A 19581-nucleotide genomic window follows, 5' to 3' on the forward strand; every position below is an offset into this window, starting at 1 on the left:
CGCCGATTTCTTACACTTGCCCAGCATCCGTCGGTGTCAGGATGCGGCCGAGATGGAACTCATGACGTCTTCCCACACGCCCATGACTGCGGGTTCGGTTGGACCCGTTTGGGTGAAGACTGCCACGCATTTGCGGCGGAAGTCGTACATCTCGATCGAGCTGGTCAGGCCGTGAACGCCGTGGGTGCGGGTCAGCCAGCACTCCGAGACACCATTCAGGTCGATCATCGTCCGGCAGGTGTCGGACGCCAAAGTCAGCGTCCCCCCGAACATGGCTGCGGCGTCGAGGTCACCACGGTGGATCTGCAGGCATCCGTTCCCGGCGACGACGGTCGTGACGGGCAGTTGGTGGTAGGACAGGTGCTCCATCCCGGCAGCCATGAGGTGAGGATCGACTCGCCGGTAACCGAGGGCGCCCAGAGCGACCAGGCCGCTACGACGTTCGCTGCCGCCGTCCGCGAGGATGAAGTCGAGCTGTGTCAGCTGATCGGCCTGGGCCCAGAATGCGGGCGTATTCGACGTCTGGATGGGAGGGCTTGTTTCCCTCGCAGTGCTCGGCGCAGTTCGCATCGCTTCGAAGGCGAGACGATCCGAGGCCGGGGTCAAATACGTGGTGTGTGAACTTGATCCGTGGATGTCGAACATGCGGAGCGTCGGCGGTAGGTGCTGCTCTGCTTCCGTGGTCACCACCGAGCCGAGGGAGGCAACGTTCAAACGCAGAGAGACGAGCCCGGGCGCGCAGACCAACGGATCGCCGGGAACTGTCGGAACGGAGTACTTGCCCGAGTCGTTGACAGCCACCGGGCCTGCGACGGTGATTGCTACCGTGTCGTCCAAGAGCGGCAACATTTTGCCGACTACGTCAGGTGCGGTGTCGATCAGTCCACCACGGAACCCCGGACGCGCAAGCAGTGCGTCCAGGTCCGACATGCGTGCCAAAGCTGCGCAACGACATTCGCCACGGTGCGGGCACATCTCAGTAGACATCCCTTAGGTACCGCTTCGATCGTTTGAGGTTGTTGACGTAATCCTCGGCGGCGTCCGCATCCAACCCACCGTGCTCGGCGACGACCTCGTGCAATGCGTCGTCGACGTCCTTTGCCATCCGAGTGGCGTCGCCGCAGACGTACACGTGCGCACCGTTTTCGAGCCAGTCGAACAAGTCTCGGCCCTGCTCGCGCATACGAGTCTGGACGTAGATCTTCTCGGACTGATCGCGCGAGAAGGCCAGATCGAGGCGAGTCAGGACACCGTCACGGGTCAGCCCGTTCAACTCGTCCTCGTAGATGAAGTCGCTCGACTGATGCTGATCGCCGAAGAAGAGCCAATTCTGCCCCGACGCGTTGCGCGCGCGACGCTCGTGCAGGAAAGCGCGGAAGGGTGCGATGCCGGTTCCGGGGCCGATCATCACGACGGGAACAGCGTCATCGGCGGGTAGGCGGAACGAATTGTTCTTGGAGACAAAAACTCCGACCCGATCGCCCTCGCCGACGCGGTCCGCCAGGTACGTCGAGCAGACGCCGCCGCGGTCCCGCTCGCCCGAGCGGTAGCGCACACTCGCTACCGTCAGATGGACGGTGCCGTCGTGGGCCAGCGGGCTGGAGGAGATCGAATAGACCCGATGTTGCAGCGGGCGAAGAAGTGTAAGCAGATCCTCGGGATTCAGGCGAATGCTGTTGTCCAACTGGAGGAGATCGAGAACGTCCCTGCCCCACAGCCACGCATCGAGCGCTTCCCGATCTTCCGTGTCGAGAATATGCTGCAGTTCGGCGTCGCCGCTGCGTCGGGCGATGTCTTCGATCAAATCGCGCGAGGGAATGGAGATCTCGTAGTCGCTGGTCAACACCTGGTCCAACAGTGCGGACGAGCCGTCTTTCGCGGTAACCACGTAATCGCCGCTGACACCGAGCTGATGGATGATCGCCTCGACGAGGGCGGGGTCGTTGATCGGGCGGATGCCCAATCCATCTCCGGCCTCGTAGTCCAGACCGTCCTCGCCGAGCGCAAAGGTGAAGTGGCGGACTTCCTTGGCTGAGTCCTCGCCGGACAACAGCCGGTTGGCGAGGACGGTTGCAGGATAGGGGTTCTTGCGAGTCCACTGGGACTTGGTCTTCGTCTGAGCGGGCGCAACCGGCGAGGCAGCGGCCCCCGCATCACCGTCGACACCGGCCACCGCAGCGACGGCCCGAACGATCCACTCGGCCGCCGGATCCTCGTAGTCGACGTCGCAATCGGTGCGGTCGACAACCCGGGTCCCGCCGAGCGCTTCGAAGCGGGCGTCGATGTTCTTTCCCGACTGGCAGTACCCGTCGTAGCTGGTGTCACCGAGTGCGAGTACTCCGAAGTAGAGACCCTCCAGCCGGGGCGCACTCTCGGATTCGACTGCATCCCAGAACAGCTGCGCGTTGTCGGGCATCTCGCCCTCGCCGTAGGTGGAGGTGATGACGAGCACCCGGCGCATGGCGGAAAGTGCATTGATATCCACGGTGTCCAGACCCGCGACAAGTGGTTCGAGACCGTGGGCACGAGCAGCTGCGGCTACGTCTTCAGCCAAGGACTCCGCGTTGCCGGTCTGACTTCCGTAAAGGATGTGCACGGCTGCGCCGGCAGCTCTCTCCACTGTCGCTGTTGCAGTACCGGTTTGACCGGACATGACAGTTCGCGAGTGTAGACCGGCCAGGAATCCGGAAAGCCACGCGCGCTGGTCGCCGGTGAACGGTGCGTATTCGGGGATGTACGGGATTTCCATGATTTGAAGCTCACCTACTTTCGGGGGAGGAGGTCAGGACACCAGGTCGGGGATCGTGCGCGAAGCGAACAGTTCGTCGAAGTTCGGCAGTGATCCGAGCTTGTCCCGATTCTTGTTGTCTTGAAACAGAATCCACCCGTACGTCGCCGGGCTGTCCATGGCCAACACGTTGCGTAGGCTCAGCGCCTGCTTGTAGTCGTCGACCCGCTTGGCTGCAATCAGCGCAGCCAACTGTTCGTCGTCGTAGTCGGCCAGAATCTCTTTCGAGTACTTGACCAAGTGCTGGACGAGGGCGAAGTCCTCGGTCAGCACCAGGTTTCGGGCCGCTTTCTGCACTGCTGGATCGTCGGGTCCGGACGCACCCGGCGTGCGGGCGGTGGCGAGTTGTTGCGCGAAGTGAAGCACGGTGTACTCACTGAGCAGCGCATACATCGTCGCCGTATCGGTCTCGCCGTAGGCAGGGACTGCTCCGTTCAGTGCGGGGCGCCCGTCGCGCACTGCGAGTTTGAAGGTGCGGACCTGACGTGCTGCGATGGCGGACGCCAATTCTTCGAGGAGCTCTTTGTGCGACTTCGCAGCCAGGATTGCATCACTGTCCTGGTAGAGCATCAGTGCCTTGGGCATCGCGCAGACGAACGAGTGCTGTTCGACTTCCCAGTTCTCGAGCAGTCGGGTGCCGAGCGCGGATCCCGTTGCCTCCACATGCAGTTCGAGCAGGAGTTGTACTGCGTGGTTGTGGACGGCGGCAAGAGGGTCGGTCGCAGCGGTGATAGAACCCAGCAGTACGGAATCGGTACTTGCTCGCAGTGCCAATTCGCCACGAGGGTCGTACTGGTAGAAGAAGCCACCACTCATGCCGTTGCCGACACCCTTGCCGAACTCGCCGAGATTCACGACAGCACCGTTAGTCATGTACTCGCCGGCGAAGTCTCCGACACCTTCGACGACAGCACTGGCGCCGGAGTTGCGAACTGCGAAGCGATCGCCTGCTTCACCTTCGACGAACACTCGTCCACCGGTGGCGCCGAAGAGCGCGAAGTTGCCGATCAACACGTTTCCACCGGCGTCACTGGAGCCGCCGCCTGGGCTGCGCACGGCAATCACTCCGCCGCTCATACTCTTTCCCACACCGTCGTTACATGTCCCGGTGTGTTCCAGGTGCATGCCGTCGTTGCAGAATGCGCCGAACGACAGGCCCGCAGATCCGGTCGTCAGGACGCGCACGCTGCCCGGCGCCAGGTAGCGTCGCCCACGCTCGTCGGTCAGTACTCCCGGAGCTAGAAGGCCGGCCGCTCCGTAGTTGAGTTCGCGTTCGAGGTCGATCGCCAACTGACCACCGACGCTCTTGTTCCGGTTACCCAGGTGCAGTGCACCTTCGGCGAATTCAGGTCCGGACACGGCGACCGAGGCCTCGCCACGGTTGAAGAACACCGTACGAACCTCGTCCATGATCTTCTCGTCGAGCGCGTACTCACGTTCGCGGTACACAGGATTGTCGATGGTGATGTTCGGAGCGGTCTCGAACATCGCGTCCAGCTTCAGATTGCCGACAATAGACGGGTGATCGAGCAGATGCAGGAGATCCGTTCGACCCCGCGCTTCCTGAAGGGACCGCATTCCCAGATTCGCGAGCAGTTCCCGAGTTTCGTGAGCGATGTTGAGAAGGTACTGCGCCATCGCGCGGGGATCGCCGTCGAACAGTTCCGGGTTGGTGGTCAGACCGGCGGGGCACTTGATGTTGCAGTTCTTGGCCATGACGCAGCCCATCATCATCAGCGCCGACGTACCGAACTCGAAGCTGTCTGCGCCGAGTAGGGCGGAAGTGATGATGTCGCTGCCGGTCTGATGCGCGCCCGAGCATCGCAGAACGACTTTCTGGCGAAGGCCGTTGGCACACAGAGCTTGATGGACCTCGGCGATACCGACCTCGGCCGCACGGCCCGCGTACTTGAGGCTGGTCACCGAAGCGGCGCCGGTGCCACCGGTATTTCCGGCGACGTTGATGACGTCGGCGCCGGCCTTGGCGACACCGACGGCGATGGTGCCGATTCCTTCCGAGGACACCAACTTCACGATCACCCGAATGCGAGCTGCCTTGCAGTCGTGGATGAGCTGAGCGAGGTCCTCGATGGAGTACGTGTCGTGGTGAGGCGGCGGCGAAACCAGTTCGACCCCGGGCGTTCCGCCGCGGGCGGCAGCGATGTCGACGGTGACCTTGGCGGCCGGAAGCTGCCCGCCCTCACCGGGTTTTGCGCCTTGGCCGAGTTTGATCTCGATCTCTTCGAGCATCGGATCGGCGAGGTAGCCCGCCCAGATTCCGAAGCGTCCGGATGCAAACTGCTTGATGCGCGATGCACGAATCGTGTCGTAGCGCGAAAGGTGTTCGCCGCCTTCGCCGCTGTTGGACATCGCACCGACCATGTTCGTGCCGTGGGCGACGGCTTCGTGCGCCGGAGCGTTCAGTGCGCCATGGCTCATGGCACCCGACGCCAACTTCGGGGTGATGTCGCTTGCACTCTGTACCTCGGAGAGAGGTACACCTGCCGGTGCGACCCTCAGCTTGGACAGGAACTCTGCCGCAATACCGGTTGCATTCAGCACCAGATCCGGGTCGGTGGCCTCGATGGTGACGTCGTCGGCAAAGGCGACGGAAAGAGCATCGCCGAGTGCTACCACCCGAGCGGTGTCGTCGGCCAGTGGACCGTCCAGGCTAAGTGTGTACCGGCCGTCCGCGGCAGATTCACACCGGATTCCACGCATCACGATCGTCTTATTGCCGCGCACCGAGAATCGGCTGATCTGGTCGGTGAACTCGGCTGTCGTAACCGCAAATGTGACATCACCGGGCACGGAGATGACATCGCGCAACGCGGCGGGACGACGCGATCGTTCCGCAGCCATGACAGTGGAAAAGTCCCGGTACCCGGCGGTGATGTCGAAGTCGTCGATCTGCTCGGTGGTCAACCGGTCGAAGCTCGTCGCTCGGTATGCCCCGGCGTCGAGGCGGAAGGCGTCGTCGAGCCGTCCGAGCGGCAGTAGACGTAGAGCCTCGAATTGTTCTGTTCCGGAGGGACTGTCGAACGCGATCTTCTCTTCGGTGAGTTCGACGTACTTACGGACCGCGGTGGTACCGAACGAATGCCCTGCGCCGTCTGCACGCTCCTTGAACAGGCCGAGCAGTGGCAGATCCTTCTCGCCCCCGACTGCGCTCGCACGCTCGTGCCACTGCTTCGAGGTCACCGCGACGGTGTCGAAACCGACGCCACCCACCGGTGACTTCATGTTGGGGAACCACTGGCGCAGAACAGGGTCGGACGTATCGAGGAAGTTGGGTTCGAAAAATTCTCCGCCGATGTAGCTTTCGACGGTGCACAGACCGACGCGTCCCATCGTCTTCATCAGGGACTTCTCGGCGGCCTTCGCGAAGCGTCGGAACGCGGCATCCGGGTCAGCGGCGAACTTCTCCTCGGCTCGCAACTGAACGGACAAGGGGTAGACAGCGGAAGCGCCGAAACCGAGCGCAGCGGCAACGTGGTGGGAGGACTCGATCTGGCCGCTCTCGACGATGAGAGAGACGCGCAATCGCAGGCCCGCGTCGATGAGACGCTGATTCAGTGCTCCGACGACCATGATCGCGGGAAGTGTTGCGCGCTCGTGAGATACGTGGCGGTCGGTCAGGACTGCGATTCCGCCCTGTTCGGCCGCGAAGGCGACAACAGCGTCGCCGAGCGCGGTCATCGCGTCGACCATTGTCTGCGCGTCACCCTCGGCGGGGTAGAGCATTTCGAAGCGGCGGTGCGGAGTGTGGTTCTGTTCGCGGATCTTGAGCATGTCCAGGTGCCCGAGGATCGGCGAGGCGATGACGATCTGCTTGCCCTGTCCGGGGGACATCTTCGCACCCAATGCGACCCGGAGGGTCATACCGTCCGCTTCACGGATGCTGTCGAGGGGAGGGTTGGTTACCTGGGCGAATCGCTGCGAAAAGTAACGTGCCACACCGCCTTCGCGGTCGCTGAATGCGTTGATGGCGTTGCCGTAACCCATGGCGGAGACCTTTTCGGCTCCGTGCGTGAGCATCGGATCCATCAGGAATTTGAAACTTTCCTGATCCAGGGAGTACGCCATGTAGCGCTGATGAACCTCGAAGGTGCCGTTGTAACGGGTCGGGGAGCTGACTTTCTCCGCTGGCACGGCGGGAATGTCTTCGATCAGGATTCGCGATTGCTCCAGCAACGACTGGTAGTCGCGCTGAGCGGCAATCTTTTCCAGAGCTTCGCGGGCAGTGTAGGTATGGCGATCGCGATGATCGAAGTACAACATTCCGCCGGCCTCGACGCGGCCACGGTGAATCACCGTCTCGGGTGCGAACGCGATCTGTCCGGCTTCGGAGAATGCGCACACGTAGTCGTGTGTCTCGATCGTGCGTAGTGGACGCAGACCGAGGCGATCCAGGCGCGCACCGATGATGGTGCCGTCGCCGAACACCAGCGCTGCCGGTCCGTCGTTCTTCTCCTCGTACAGCGAGAAGTACTCGAACATCGCACGCACTGCGGGGGAGAGGGTGGTGTCGTTTTCCCAGGCAGGCGGCATCATCGAGACCACAGCCGTCACCAGGTCGACACTGTCCTCGATGACGCGTGCTTCCAGGGTCTGATCGAGTCGGCAACTGTCGGACTGGCCGGGCGGACGGACGATCGCACGTCGTTTTGCACTGGCGACAGCAGCTTCGGAGAGCCGATTCTTCTTGTCCGTGTTCAGTTCTCCGTTGTGAGCCATGAACCGGAACGGCTGCGCCATCGTGGGATGCGGGTCCGTGTTGGTCGAGAACCGCGTATGGAAGTACATCGTGTGCACGGCGTGATCGGGGTCGACCAGGTCGCGGAAGTACGGGATCACTTCGTCGGAGTTCAAGCGACCCTTGAGAACCTGAGTTCGCGCGCTGAGCGAGAGTGGGTACAACCCGCGTAGTGCAGGGGTGTTGTACGCGATGGCTTCGATGGCGAGCAGAGCTTCGTGCACGAGGCGATCGACAACCGCAGGCTCGGGACGCGGAGTGGGGACCTCGAAAATCCACTGCCTGATCGGAAGCTGATGCGCGATGGCTGCCGGCCGAATCGCCGAGTCGTCGACCGGCACGTTGCGCACAGCGAGGGTGGTGAAGCCTCGGTCCAGAAGTTCGCGTTCCACCAGAGCGGCTGCACGAGCATGCTGAGCATCGTTGTCCGGAAGGAAGAAGTTGCCGACGCAGAAGCGGCCGGCGCGGAGATCTGAGCGCCCGGTGACCTTGCGGAAGAACCGGAGGGAGAGGTCAACCGAGACACCGCCGCCGTCGCCGACGCCCTCGGAAGACATACCGCCGCGGTGCGGTACCGAGCAGAGTGCTTCTCGCCCCTTGATCAGGACATCGTGGGTCTGCACGCCGTCCTTGCGCGTGATGAACCCGACCCCGCAACTGCTCTTGTCATCTGCGGGGTCGTACAAACCGACGATGGACGTGCTCACTGCAGCAACCTTCTCCCTGTCCTGGTTGCCCGGAGATTGTTCGACCGGGCAGATACGACGGCATGTATTCCGTCAGGGCAGGGCGTCGCTGCTTCGATGAAGCGGCACCCGAATGGGTTCAGACTACTGAGTAGAGGCTTACCTTAGTCAAGTCTGCTTGGTGTGACTTGGATCTGAGCAGGTCAGAGGGTTGCTTTGTAGGCAAGTGCGTAGGCGATCTTGCCCGGCTTGTCGTCTGTGTACGGCTTGGACAGCTTTGCGAACTCGCCCTTGGACTCGGCTTTGCCGTCGTTCCAGACCGACAGGACGCCAAGATCGGTGGCAGTGAATCCGCTGTCGACGACGGCATCGCCCGTCAACGCAGTCTGTGCTTTGGTCACCGACTTCACGGTGCCCAGGTAGCTGGAGAGATCATCGCGATTCCAGTTGGTGAGGTCGACGGGCGCGGTGTCGCGGACCCAGGCGCCCCAGTAGAACTCCTGGAACGGAATCGTGCCCGCGGCGAATCCGATGTCGCGGGAGAAGTACATCAAGCTGCGGTACTTGTCGTCGGCGAAGTTGGCCAGGCCGACGCTCTTCGGCAGAGCCTGGACCGGTACCTGGTTTCCGTCGACGTCACGCGACCAGACCCACTTGTTCTTCTCCATCTCGGTCCAGAAGGCACCTTCACTCAAGCCGCTGAGGTTGCCGAGAACCCGCAGTCGCACGTGAAGGTCGGGACCGCCGTCGGCCGTCTCGATGAAGGACGTGAGGGTGTGGTGACCGTCGGTCAGGTAGAGATCGCCGCGGGGTCCGACGACCACGGTCTTCATGGGCGCGATGCTCTCCGCGGTTTCCTGACCCACCGGGAGCTGGCAGGTGAAGGACGACGGGTCCTTCAGCGTCGACGCCGCAGTAGCGGTCGCGGCCTGGATCTGGCCGTTCGCCTCACACCAGTCGTCGAACTTCTTGTTGATCGTGTCTTTTCCGAGCGTGTATCGCCCGAGCTTGTAGTACACCTCGTCGTAGCCGAGTGACGGTTGTGTCGCGTGAACGTCGCCGATGCGCACGTCCAGGAGATCACCTTCCTTGGCGCACAGGTACTCCGATCCGCCGGCGGAGCCTGAGAACGAACCGGTGGAGATTCCGCCACACGCGAGGGGAGCGGCGACAGCGGGAGTGCTGACCAATGTTCCGGCGCCGAGCAGTGCCAGTGTTGTGAGTGCCGAGATGGCGGAACGACGCATATGGGGATCTCTCCTGATGATGGGTTCGCACGTGAAGAAGCTTGCGTCACAATCGCTCAGGGTGGTTTCGGACTTACTGACAACAGACGTCCGCGCGGTGGCTACCACGTGAATTCACGTCGTAACCACCGCGCGGTGAGCCTGTTGGTTGATCAGCCCTGCAGTTGATCAGCCTTGCAATTGATCAGCCTTGCAATTGATCAGCCCTTGTAGTTGTAGAAGCCCTCGCCGACAGCAACGCCGAGCTTGCCCTCGTCGATGTAGTTCTTCTTGATGTAGTCGGCGAATTCGCGCTGCTTCTCGCCGCCCTGGGAGGAGATGTTGTAGACGGTGGTCAACCCGACGACGTCCATGATCTGGAAGGGGCCGAACGGGGCTCCGGTGCCGATACGCCACGTCTTGTCGACCATGTCGGGATCGGCGATGCCGTCGATCAGCAGGTCGGAGGCCGCGTTGAGGAGCGGGACCAGGAGCGAGTTGAGTACGTAGCCCGCCTTCTCCTTCTTGAGTTCGATCGGCACCATGCCGATGTTCTTCGCGAACTCGACGACCTCGCGGTACACGGCGGGGTCGGTGGACTCGGTGCCCATGACCTCGGCAGTGTTGTTGACCCACACGTGATTTGCGAAGTGCAGTGCGAGGAACTTCTCGGGGCGGCCGGTGAACTCCTTGAGATCGCTCGGCAGCAGCGTCGAGGAGTTGGTAGCGAACACCGTGTGCTCAGGAGCAACCGTGGCAAGCTTCTCGTAGGTGTCGCGCTTGATGGCGATGTCCTCGGGAATTGCCTCGATGACCAGGTCGGCCTTGGCGACGGCTTCGCCTAGATCGTACGAGTACGTAATACGTTGCAGCGCTTCGTCAGCCTTGCCTTCCTTGGCACCCTCGACGTTCTCGGCCTTGTAGGCCGCGGCCAACGAGTCGAACCGAGCCTTGGCCTTTTCGATGACCTCGGCGTTGATGTCGTACGCGACGACGTCGAAGCCGTGATAGGCGGCCTGATAGGCGATCTGTGAGCCGAGAACTCCGGTACCCAGAACGGTGATCTGCTTCAGTTCAGTCATTTTCGATCCTCAATCCTATTCGGTGGGTAGTCCGGCAAGCGTCAATCGGACCTGTGCGGCAACGATGTTCGTGAGTTCGTCAGCCGTGATCCGGTCCAATGCCGCGCGGGCTATTTCGAAGTGCAGCACGTTGGAAATCGTTCGCGCTGCAGTGGTGGTTCGGGTGGTGTGGTGGGGGTGTGCCTCGTGCAAGATTTGCGCAATCCGCGTTTGCAGGCGCTGCGAGAGTTCCAGGCCTTCGGCCCGGAAACACTCGCTGGGCTCACCGAACAACACCTCGCGTTGGTAGATGCCGGTGTTCTCGTCGCTTCGGCGACTTGCGATCAGCAGGGGTGAAACCAGCTCGAGCACACGATCTTCTGTGCCGGTCGACTTGGCTTCACACTCTTCTCCCAATTCGATCTGCTTGCGGTATTCCGCGTTGTACACCATGAGCAGCAACTCGGCTTTGCTTGCGGCGTAACGAAAGAGAGTGCCGCCGGCTACATCGGCGCGGTCGGCAATTTCTTGAGTTGTGACTGCGCTGTAGCCCTTTTCCGCGAACAGTTCGGCAGCGGCGTCGAAGATGCGTGTCTGCTTCTCGAGTTTGTTGCGTTCGCGACGGCCCAGCTCTTGGTCCGGCTTCGTCATCCCGCTCACCTCGTTCCATTTCGGATCACGCTCATAAATGAGTCTACTCCGAAATATCGGGAGGGTGGAGTCTCCTCCGTCACATCACCGCAGTCCGCTGACCCAACCGGCGAACACGTCTGAGAACACGTCCGCTTCGCACGCATGCGCCGATTCGGGATAGGCGCACTCTGGGTATCCGGCGACGACGGCGGCAAGTTCGACGTTGCAACACTGCGCCAAGAGGCCACGCAGGAGATCCGCAACCGACCAACCCGCGACGGATACCGCAGGGATTCCCTCTTCCTCGTACACCTTCACCAGATCGGCGTGCCTCCAGGACAATTCCTCGGCCACCAGTGCATCAGGGTTGAAAGACATGGCGCGGTCGAGTGATCCGCGCAGAAGTGAGTGCGGATCGTCCTCGCCGCGAAGCCTGGTCGCGAGGTCCGCCGGCGCCTTCTGCATGACGAACATCCAAGGTTTGCCGTCGGGAAAGACTCCACCGAAGCCTGCCACGTTGAACGGTAGGTGGCTACTGAGAAAATCGGTCTCCACGTCGACGTGTTGATCGTCGCCCAGATGAATGAAGTGGCCGGAGGCAATTTCCTCGCCCATTGCCGGCTCAGCCCATGTGTTGTTCCACAGATCGGTCATCCGACTGCCTTCGGGAAAATCGAGAACCTCGAAGAGAAAACCCATGTCTCTACAACTCCCCGTCGAAGTGGGTGGTTACTCCACCGGTCAGTCGAGAAACCGTCTGCGCCGAGGTCGCGAGGACGACTCGGCTTGTCTCGAAGGTCATCTCGTCGCGTTCGGTGTCCTCCGATTCGGGATCTTCGGCGAGTGAGAAGTCGAGTTCCACCTCTCGATCGGTGCTGGAACAGACCGAGATCATCAGCCCGAGTCGTTCGTCGGTGAACGCCGGAAGCGATTTCTCGGGATGGAAGTCTGCGGCCGCGTGAAAGAAGAACGCCGCCAGCCGTTCGACGAATCCGTCGTCCGTATGTCGGCTGAGATACTGATTGAAGCGGTCGGGGCTGAGCAGCCCGACGTCGAAAACGAGTGTGGGTACGTCGGATTCGAAGACAGTGGCGGGAACCGCATGACTGCGAAGGAAGACTGCGGCGCCGCCGTATCCCGGCAACCTGAACCCATCACGCATCTGGTGTACTCCCGTCGCAGTGGTGTCCTGTCCACGCTAGGCCATTGCTCGGCCGCGTGCTGCCTACTCGAGTAGGCAGCTTGATGGAAGAATCACCGCCTATGACTGCTGTCCTGTACCCGCCCGTCGAGCCGTACGAGTCGGGGCTGTTGGAAGTGGCGGACGGTCAGAGTCTCTACTGGGAGACAGTCGGCAATCCGGCGGGCATTCCGGTTCTCTACCTACACGGCGGTCCTGGTTCGGGATGCACTGTCGGCGCCAGGCGTTTCTTCGATCCCGAAGTCTTTCGCGCAGTTCTGTTCGATCAGCGAGGCTGTGGGCGCAGTCTTCCGCTAGCGAGCAGTCCGGACGTCGATCTGACCGTGAACACCACGGCGCACATTGTGGAAGACATCGAGCGTCTTCGTGAGCATCTCGGTATCGAGCGATGGATCGTCACGGGACTTTCCTGGGGCGTGAGTTTGGGTCTGGTGTACGCGCAGGCGTTTCCCGCGCGGGTGCAAGCGATGGCCCTGGGCGCGATCACCGGCGGGACGAGGGTCGAAATCGAGTGGATCACCCGTGCCATGGGCCGGGTATTTCCGCGTGAATGGGAGGAGTTCGTGGCGCCGTTGCCGGTGGACGAGCGTGACGGAAACCTCCCCGCGGCGTACGCGCGACTGCTTGCCGATCCGGATCCTGTTGTGCGCGAGAATGCCGCGTTGCAGTGGTGCCGTTGGGAAGACGTGCACGTGTCGCTGATGCCGGGGTGGACTCCGAGTGTTCGATACCAGAATCCGGACTTCCGCCGGGTGATGACCAGGCTGGTTACGCATTACTGGGGTAACGACTGCTTCCTGGCGCCGAATCAGATATTGGACGGAATGGACCGTCTCGCTGAGATTCCCGCGATTCTCGTGCACGGACGGTATGACATTTCCGGGCCACTCGACACTGCCTGGGCGATCCACCGGCGTTGGCGGGGTAGTGAGTTGGTGGTACTCGACGGCGCCGGGCATGGCGGCAGCGGATTCAACGAGGCAATCGTGGAAGCGCTGAATTCACTGGCTCATTCGGCCTGATCGAGTGCCCCGGCGCGGGCCGCAGCGAGCGCGCCGGCAGCAGCACGATCGGCAACCGACTGGTCGACCGGTAGATCGGCGACCAGCAGGCGATAGTAGATGGGTGCGGCGACGGCCGCCAGAAGATCAGCGGCCGAGACCTTCTCGGAGATCTCCCCGCGCTCGACTGCTCGGCGAACGACGATGTCTGCCAGTTCGTAACGTGCGGAATAGAACTCGCGCTTGAGTCTCGCGACCTCGGGCGTGCGGACCGCATCGGAGAACAGTGCAGCCACCAACGCGCCGCCTGACTCGCTGGTCACCAGTGCGACTATCGATCTGGCCATCTCGCGCAGATCGGATTCGATGGAACCGGTATCCGGGATGGGAACGGTGGTTGCCGATACCTCGACGGCCGCGTCGGCCACCAGTTGGGACAGCGTGCTCCATCGCCGGTAGATCGTGGTCTTGTGGACTCCGGAGCGGGTGGCTATGTCCTCGATGGTCATCGCGGCGAATCCGCGTTCGGACAATTCGGCCGCCGTGGCTGCCAGGACGGCCTCGCGCACCCTGGCACTACGCCCTCCGGGCCGTTGTGGTGTCGAAGTCATGAGTCAACCTTATCGCAACAAGGTGTTGTGTTAGCTGGAGGCACGTGGTTCACTGAGCTAATGCAACTGATCGTTGCATTAGAGATGAATTGAGGGGTGTTTTCCCATGTCATACGAATTTCCTGTCGATCACCGAGGCCTCTTCGAAGAGCGCACAGGACAGTTTCTGAGCTTCGGGCTCCCCGTCTCGGATCTCGAGGAACTGCGCGCGTCCATCCACTCGACCTGGGCCGACGCGCCGGGTGGTTGGTCGTACGAGTGGTCGGCGTTGGCAGCAAAGTACTCCGCGGCCGGCAATCATTCACTCGCGGCGATGATCTACGGAATCGCCAAGTTCCCCGTCCTGGCCAACGATTCGCGGCGCCGGGCCCTGCAGAATCAGGTGGACGAATACGTCAAGGCAGCACCGGGATTCGGGCTCGAGTTCGAGCGTCGAATCCTGTCCCTGCCCTACCGATCCGGCGAGATCGAGCTACCGGTGCACATTCTCTCCGTGGACGGGAGGTACGAGGATGCACCCGTCCTGTTGCTCAGCGGCGGCGTCGACGGCTGGAAGATGGACATGCATCCGTTGGTCAGTGCGTTCGCGAAGAACGCCGGAGTGACTGTTGTTGCCTTCGACCAGCCGGGAACTGGTGAATCACCGGTTCCTCTCGACGCTTTCGGTGACGAGGTGATCGACGGACTGGTGGCGACGGCTCGCGCCCTCGGCAATGGCCAGGTGGCACACCTGGGAGTCTCCTTCGGTGGCAACTTCGCCGTGCGGTCGGGGTTGACCGGCGCCGTCGATGCGGTGATCAACATCGGCGCCCCGGTCAAGGGCGCGTTCGAGACCGCGAACGCGGAGCGCCTGGTCTACGGCATGGGTGACATCGTCGGAAACGCACTGGGTTTCGATGCACCGGCAACCAAAGAGGCGCTGGTACAGGGTCTGCGTGCTTTCGATCGCAGTGTCTTGATGACCGCCGACGACGGCCGGACCCCGATGCTTGTGGTCAACGGGGCCGACGACGTTCACATCCCGCTCTCGGACACCACTCTCTTCGAGGAGCGCCCGAACACGCAGGTACACGTCATCCCGGATGCGGGGCACTGCGCAGTGACCAAGCTGCCCGAGTTGACGCCGATGATGATCGACTGGCTACGAGATGCCCTGTCAGGAACCGCTCCACGAACCGGTCGATGATCCGCCGCCGAAGCTGGCAAAACGATACGTCGCAAGAACGGCTTTGTGATCGGTCGGCCACGGCGTCGGCGAAGCGATGAAGTTGTCCTGGGAGTTCTCTTCCACTCTTTGGTTGTGCACGATCGTCTTTCGCGGGCCGATGATCCCGACGGATCCCAGCTTCAGGTCCGAAGCGCGATCGGCGAAGATGTAGTCGATCCGATCGCGTTCGTCTGCCTCGGGTGCCCAGGTGAGCTGTGAGGTGTCGACGTCGGGATTGTCGGACGGCCAGGTGAAGCCCGGGTGTGTGGCCGGGTTCGGGTACTTACTGCGGTAAGCGTCGACGAATCCGGCTTGGTCGAGCAGGCGGGTGGATTCCCAAGGAACGACTACACCGTTGTGGTCGAACAGATTTCGCGTGCCGTCGGTCCAATCCAGGGCCGACGGTTCGTTGAAATCGCCACCGAGGATGACGGATCTGCCCTTGGCCCGTTCTTTTGCCGCATCGTCGACGAACGTCGAAATTGCCTTGGGTCGTCCCGAATTGATGTTCACGCGCTGAACCGTCTCGGGGTCCGTGACCGGACCGGACGGCATCTTGTTCCAGCCGAACTCGGAGAACTCTCCGGGCTTGGGAACACCCGCGCCGTATCCGCGCGGTAGATACGTCGCGTAGGACGTGTAGGCCAGATGTGCCGAGTAGGCGGCGATTTGTTTGCCGTCGACCGTCACGACTGCCTTGATCATCGAGTTCAGGTCGGCTGTTTCCTCGATCGGAAACTTGGAGAGAATCCCCACGTCGGAGGACGCTGCTCCGTAGAAGGTGGTTCCTGATTTGGTCAGCATGTCCGCCAATGCAGTTGTCGCAGTGCCGGCTTCCGACAGGAGAACTATCGACGCCTGTGTCGAGATGATCATGTCGGCGATCAGCTGCAGGCCACCGTTGATCTTGGTTCCGCCGTGCCAGGTGTTGAGGGAGAGCGCTTTGATCTCCTGCGCGGGGCTCGCCCCCGCGACGGAGGTATTGGCACCCAATGTAAATGCGCTCGCGGTGACTGTGCCCGCGGCTACCGCCATCGCCTTGACCATCTGGCGGCGCGTCAATCCATTCATCAAATCCCGGCTCTCGTTGTCGTGTGCTCGAACCCCCGGAAGATGATTACCATCGCTACCTAAACGGACAGTTAACCAATTGTAAAATGGCAGATTTCCTCAGAACGCCGTGCGGGCAATAGTCTTCTGATCGTGGTACTCAGTGAGCGTTTCCCCGGTAACAAGACCTTCGCGAAGGTTCGTGTCCTGCCGCCGGTGGTGAAGCTGCTCCTCCTCTCGATGGTGCTGTTCAACATCGGGTTCTATCTGGTTGTCCCCTTTCTGGCGGTGCACCTTTCGGAGGACCTCGGATTTGCGGCCTGGATTGTCGGCCTCGTCCTCGGATTGCGGATGTTCAGTCAGCAGGGCATGTTCTTCATCGGTGGAAGCCTCGCCGACAGGTTCGGCAAGCGTCCGATCATCCTGCTGGGCATAGCCGTTCGTGTAGTCGGTTTTCTGATGCTCGGTCTGGCAGAAAGCATGAGCGCCGTGATCGTCGGCGTGCTCCTGGTCGGCTTTGCTGCCGCGCTCTTCGCGCCCGCAGTGGAGTCGGCCAACGCGGAGTACGGACGCGAACTCGAGTCCGCCGGAGTTATGCGTCGTACCGATTTGTTTGCAGTGGAACAGATGTGCAGCCGCCTGGGAACCGTGATCGGTCCGGCGCTGGGAGCTGCTCTGTTGATGTTTCCGTTCTCGTGGACGGCGTCGAGCGCCGCGTTGCTCTTTGCGATCATGTGGGTCGGGTTCTTCATCTGGTTCCCCCGACCGGGCGATGCCCACGACGGCCCGGTGTCGACCTATACGCTGCGCGACGTCTGGCGAAGTGTCCTGACCAACAACAACTTTCTGCTCTTCGCGACGCTCTGCAGTTTTCAGCTGGTTGCGTACAGCCAGCTGTACCTGATGCTTCCGGAACAGCTCGAGCGCGGAATCGGTTCGCAGTCGGCGCTGGGATGGTTCTACGTGGGCGCGGCGGTGTTGGTGATCGTCGGGCAGGGACCGACGGTCGCGGTTGCCCACCGCATCGGGCATCGGCGCGCGATCACCTTCGGGCTTGTGCTCATTTCGGTGTCGTTCCTGGTTCCGCTGGTCACCGGCGTCGACTCCGCAGCTTCGGCGTCGACGCAGATAGTCGGTCTGGCGGTGTGGATCGGGCTGCTGCACCTGGGACAGATGTTGATGGTGCCGCCGATGCGAGACACCATCGCGATCCTCGGTCGTGAAAGCAACCTCGGAGCGCACTTCGGCATGCTCAACACGATCGGCGGTCTGCTCGCGCTCCTGGGAACCGTGGGAGTCGGATTCGTGTACGACCTCGTCGACAACGGCCACGCAGCGCCGGCGTCACCATGGGTGATCGTTGCGCTCTGCGTGGCCGTGTCGGCTGTGGTGTTGTGGGTGTGGTCAGGCCGAACGAAAGTTATCGACCCGCGATCGTCTGATTGATCTTTGCGACGAAATCTTCCAGCACAAACGGAATGGTGAGCGGGTTCGGCATGGACACCGCGTCACTGACGATGGGGTCCAAGCTGATCAGGCCTCCGGTCTCGACCACGTTCAGATTGGTGAACGCCGGCTGCGACTCCATCTCGGCGCGAGCCTTCTCGTAGTTGTCGAAGAGCAGGTAGTCGCACTCGAGGAGGTCGTAGTTCTCGGCGGAGATCTCGTAGTTCAGCTTGCCCGCGAACCGATCCTTCAGTGCGGCAGGAGCCGTGAATCCCAGTTGCGTGAGCAGCTGAGCGCGCGCAGCCTCGGGGCTGAACGCTCGAAGATTTCCATCGCTCCAGCGAATGACGAGAGCTGCTGTCTTGCCTTCGAACTGGGGGTTCTCCGCGCGGGTGCGAACGATGAGGTCTTCGACTTCCTGAACCTCCTGCTTTGCCTGCGCGGGAACGCCCACAGCGGTGCCGATACGGGTCGTGACTTCCTGCCAGGGCAGAACCCAATCCGTCTGATCGGCGGCGTGCAGCACCGTCGGCGCGATGGCGCTGAGCTGCTTGTACAGATCCTCGTCGATCGCGTTGTTGACGGCGATGATCAAGTCAGGCGCTGCAGCCACGATCGTTTCGATGTCGAAATCGGTGGTGGCGTTGGCCAATGGCGTCGGCTCGGTGCCCTGGACTGCAGAGTCGGCCCAGACGCCGATTCCGTCGTCGGTCGATCCCTTCCACACCGGGACCAGGACGGGCGTCAGCCCGAGGGAAAGCAAAACGTCCGCGTCGCCGATACCGACCGCTGCGATGCGGCTGGGTGCCTGCTCGATGGTGGTGGAGCCGAACTTGTGGTCGATCGTCACCGGGAAGGCGTTGGCCTCGGCGTGAGCACCTTCGGTGCCGGGAGTGGATTCGTCCTTCGCGCTGTCGCCACAGGCAGCAAGGGCGAAACCGGCTGCTGTTGCGAAAGTGACGGACAGCATGGCACGGCGGCTCAACATAGGGTTCACGGCAACCTCGGGTTTCATGGTTATGGGACCCTAACCATAGTGGAGTTGCTGTGTCGGCAGTGTTTGTTAACCTCCGCCCATGACGGCGGTTCTCGACTACACATCAGCAGGACCGTTCACCCGCATCGACGGGGTGGACATGCTCGCCCTCGAGTCGCTCTCCACCGACCCCGTGAAAATATGCCGGGTAGTGCCGTACCTGGTGGTCCAACCCACCGATGCTCAGTCGCTGAATCTGCCTGCCGACCGATTCGACGAAAACCAGATCCGGCCGGCAAGCGTTCTGCTCCAACGCCTGCTTGCGCTCGATCCGGCACCGGTGACCTCCGCCCGTGAACCCGACAAGCGGCTCGTCGGAACCTGTCGGCACTTTGCAGTTTTGAGTTGTGCGTTTCTGCGCTACCGCGGTTTTGCCGCCCGGGTCCGTTGTGGTTTCGCCACCTACTTTCAACCGGGACAGGGCGTGGACCACTGGATCACCGAGTACTGGGACGACGCGGGCAAGCGGTGGATCCGCATCGATTCCGAGATCCTCGGACAGAACGTCCTTCCTCACGCCCATGATCTGCAGCCGGGAGAATTCCTCAGTGGTGGTGAGGCGTGGCTGGCATATCGACGCGGGGAGATCGACGCGTCCCAGTTCGGGGTGTACGGCACCGAGAACTGGGGGCCGGCCGAGATCCGAGGCAACGCTGTGAAGGATCTCGCCGCGATGAACAAGGTCGAAACTCTGCCGTGGGACGAGTGGGGTCGTATGACGGACGCCTACGACGGAAAGACAGGCGCCGACTACGACCTACTGTTGGACGATGTCGCCGCGGTGTGCGCCGCCGACGATCCCGTTGCCGTGCGAGCACTGTACGAGCACGATGACTTGCGCGTGCCGGACAAGCTGATTCGTTTCTGAGATGCTGGTGC

The 19581-nt window shown here is 62.0% G+C and carries 15 protein-coding genes; 4 read left to right on the top strand and 11 right to left on the bottom strand.

Annotated elements, in window-relative coordinates; translation table 11 throughout:
• Positions 1 to 36 precede the first annotated feature (36 nt).
• The 8 genes from QM609_RS01740 to QM609_RS01775 form a co-directional block, all read right to left on the bottom strand.
• Complete coding sequence (locus tag QM609_RS01740; RefSeq protein WP_007730314.1) at positions 37 to 930, bottom strand: ChuX/HutX family heme-like substrate-binding protein; 894 nt, start codon at positions 928 to 930, stop codon at positions 37 to 39.
• 46 nt (positions 931 to 976) lie between these two features.
• A complete protein-coding gene (locus QM609_RS01745) occupies positions 977 to 2749 on the bottom strand; it encodes a sulfite reductase subunit alpha (protein ID WP_050655004.1) in 1773 nt (590 codons plus the stop codon).
• A 33-nt stretch (positions 2750 to 2782) separates the two neighbouring features.
• On the bottom strand, positions 2783 to 8251 hold the full coding sequence (locus QM609_RS01750; RefSeq protein WP_283336938.1) for a glutamate synthase-related protein: 5469 nt from the start codon (positions 8249 to 8251) through the stop codon (positions 2783 to 2785).
• 182 nt (positions 8252 to 8433) lie between these two features.
• Positions 8434 to 9477 carry a ParB/Srx family N-terminal domain-containing protein gene (locus QM609_RS01755; RefSeq protein WP_050655006.1) on the bottom strand — a complete coding sequence of 348 codons (1044 nt, stop codon included), beginning with the start codon at positions 9475 to 9477 and terminating at the stop codon, positions 8434 to 8436.
• Between the two features lie 200 nt (positions 9478 to 9677).
• Positions 9678 to 10538 (bottom strand): 3-hydroxyacyl-CoA dehydrogenase, encoded by an 861-nt coding sequence (locus QM609_RS01760; protein ID WP_007730327.1) that lies wholly within the window; start codon positions 10536 to 10538, stop codon positions 9678 to 9680.
• Between the two features lie 15 nt (positions 10539 to 10553).
• On the bottom strand, positions 10554 to 11168 hold the full coding sequence (locus tag QM609_RS01765) for a TetR/AcrR family transcriptional regulator (protein ID WP_007730330.1): 615 nt from the start codon (positions 11166 to 11168) through the stop codon (positions 10554 to 10556).
• Positions 11169 to 11252: 84 nt separating this feature from the next.
• Positions 11253 to 11849 carry a hypothetical protein gene (locus tag QM609_RS01770; RefSeq protein WP_007730333.1) on the bottom strand — a complete coding sequence of 199 codons (597 nt, stop codon included), beginning with the start codon at positions 11847 to 11849 and terminating at the stop codon, positions 11253 to 11255.
• Positions 11850 to 11853: 4 nt separating this feature from the next.
• Entirely contained in the window at positions 11854 to 12312 is a 459-nt protein-coding gene (locus tag QM609_RS01775) for a hypothetical protein (protein WP_003942982.1), read from the bottom strand.
• A gap of 101 nt (positions 12313 to 12413) precedes the next feature.
• On the opposite strand from QM609_RS01775, the gene pip reads away from it, so the two are divergent.
• Positions 12414 to 13373, top strand: a complete 960-nt coding sequence (gene pip, locus QM609_RS01780) for a prolyl aminopeptidase (protein WP_050655007.1) — start codon at positions 12414 to 12416, stop codon at positions 13371 to 13373.
• Here the strand turns inward: pip and QM609_RS01785 are convergent.
• Complete coding sequence (locus QM609_RS01785; protein WP_050655008.1) at positions 13361 to 13963, bottom strand: TetR/AcrR family transcriptional regulator; 603 nt, start codon at positions 13961 to 13963, stop codon at positions 13361 to 13363. The genes pip and QM609_RS01785 overlap by 13 nt on opposite strands.
• 106 nt (positions 13964 to 14069) lie before the next feature.
• Here QM609_RS01785 and QM609_RS01790 point away from each other — a divergent pair, with 106 nt between their 5' ends.
• On the top strand, positions 14070 to 15149 hold the full coding sequence (locus tag QM609_RS01790; protein ID WP_050655009.1) for an alpha/beta fold hydrolase: 1080 nt from the start codon (positions 14070 to 14072) through the stop codon (positions 15147 to 15149).
• On the opposite strand, the gene QM609_RS01795 is transcribed toward QM609_RS01790, so the two are convergent.
• Positions 15120 to 16241 (bottom strand): endonuclease/exonuclease/phosphatase family protein, encoded by a 1122-nt coding sequence (locus QM609_RS01795; RefSeq protein ID WP_050655010.1) that lies wholly within the window; start codon positions 16239 to 16241, stop codon positions 15120 to 15122. The two genes, QM609_RS01790 and QM609_RS01795, sit on opposite strands and share 30 nt — an antisense overlap.
• Positions 16242 to 16373: 132 nt before the next feature.
• Here QM609_RS01795 and QM609_RS01800 point away from each other — a divergent pair, with 132 nt between their 5' ends.
• Entirely contained in the window at positions 16374 to 17666 is a 1293-nt protein-coding gene (locus QM609_RS01800) for an MFS transporter (RefSeq protein WP_050655011.1), read from the top strand.
• Here QM609_RS01800 and QM609_RS01805 read toward each other — a convergent pair.
• Positions 17641 to 18654 carry an ABC transporter substrate-binding protein gene (locus QM609_RS01805; protein ID WP_228232297.1) on the bottom strand — a complete coding sequence of 338 codons (1014 nt, stop codon included), beginning with the start codon at positions 18652 to 18654 and terminating at the stop codon, positions 17641 to 17643. The two genes, QM609_RS01800 and QM609_RS01805, sit on opposite strands and share 26 nt — an antisense overlap.
• An 88-nt stretch (positions 18655 to 18742) precedes the next feature.
• Here QM609_RS01805 and QM609_RS01810 point away from each other — a divergent pair, with 88 nt between their 5' ends.
• Positions 18743 to 19570 carry a transglutaminase domain-containing protein gene (locus QM609_RS01810; protein ID WP_050655013.1) on the top strand — a complete coding sequence of 276 codons (828 nt, stop codon included), beginning with the start codon at positions 18743 to 18745 and terminating at the stop codon, positions 19568 to 19570.
• Positions 19571 to 19581 lie beyond the last annotated feature (11 nt).

The organism is Rhodococcus sp. IEGM 1302 (assembly GCF_030056935.1).
GTDB classification, from domain to species: Bacteria; Actinomycetota; Actinomycetes; order Mycobacteriales; family Mycobacteriaceae; genus Rhodococcus_F; species Rhodococcus_F qingshengii.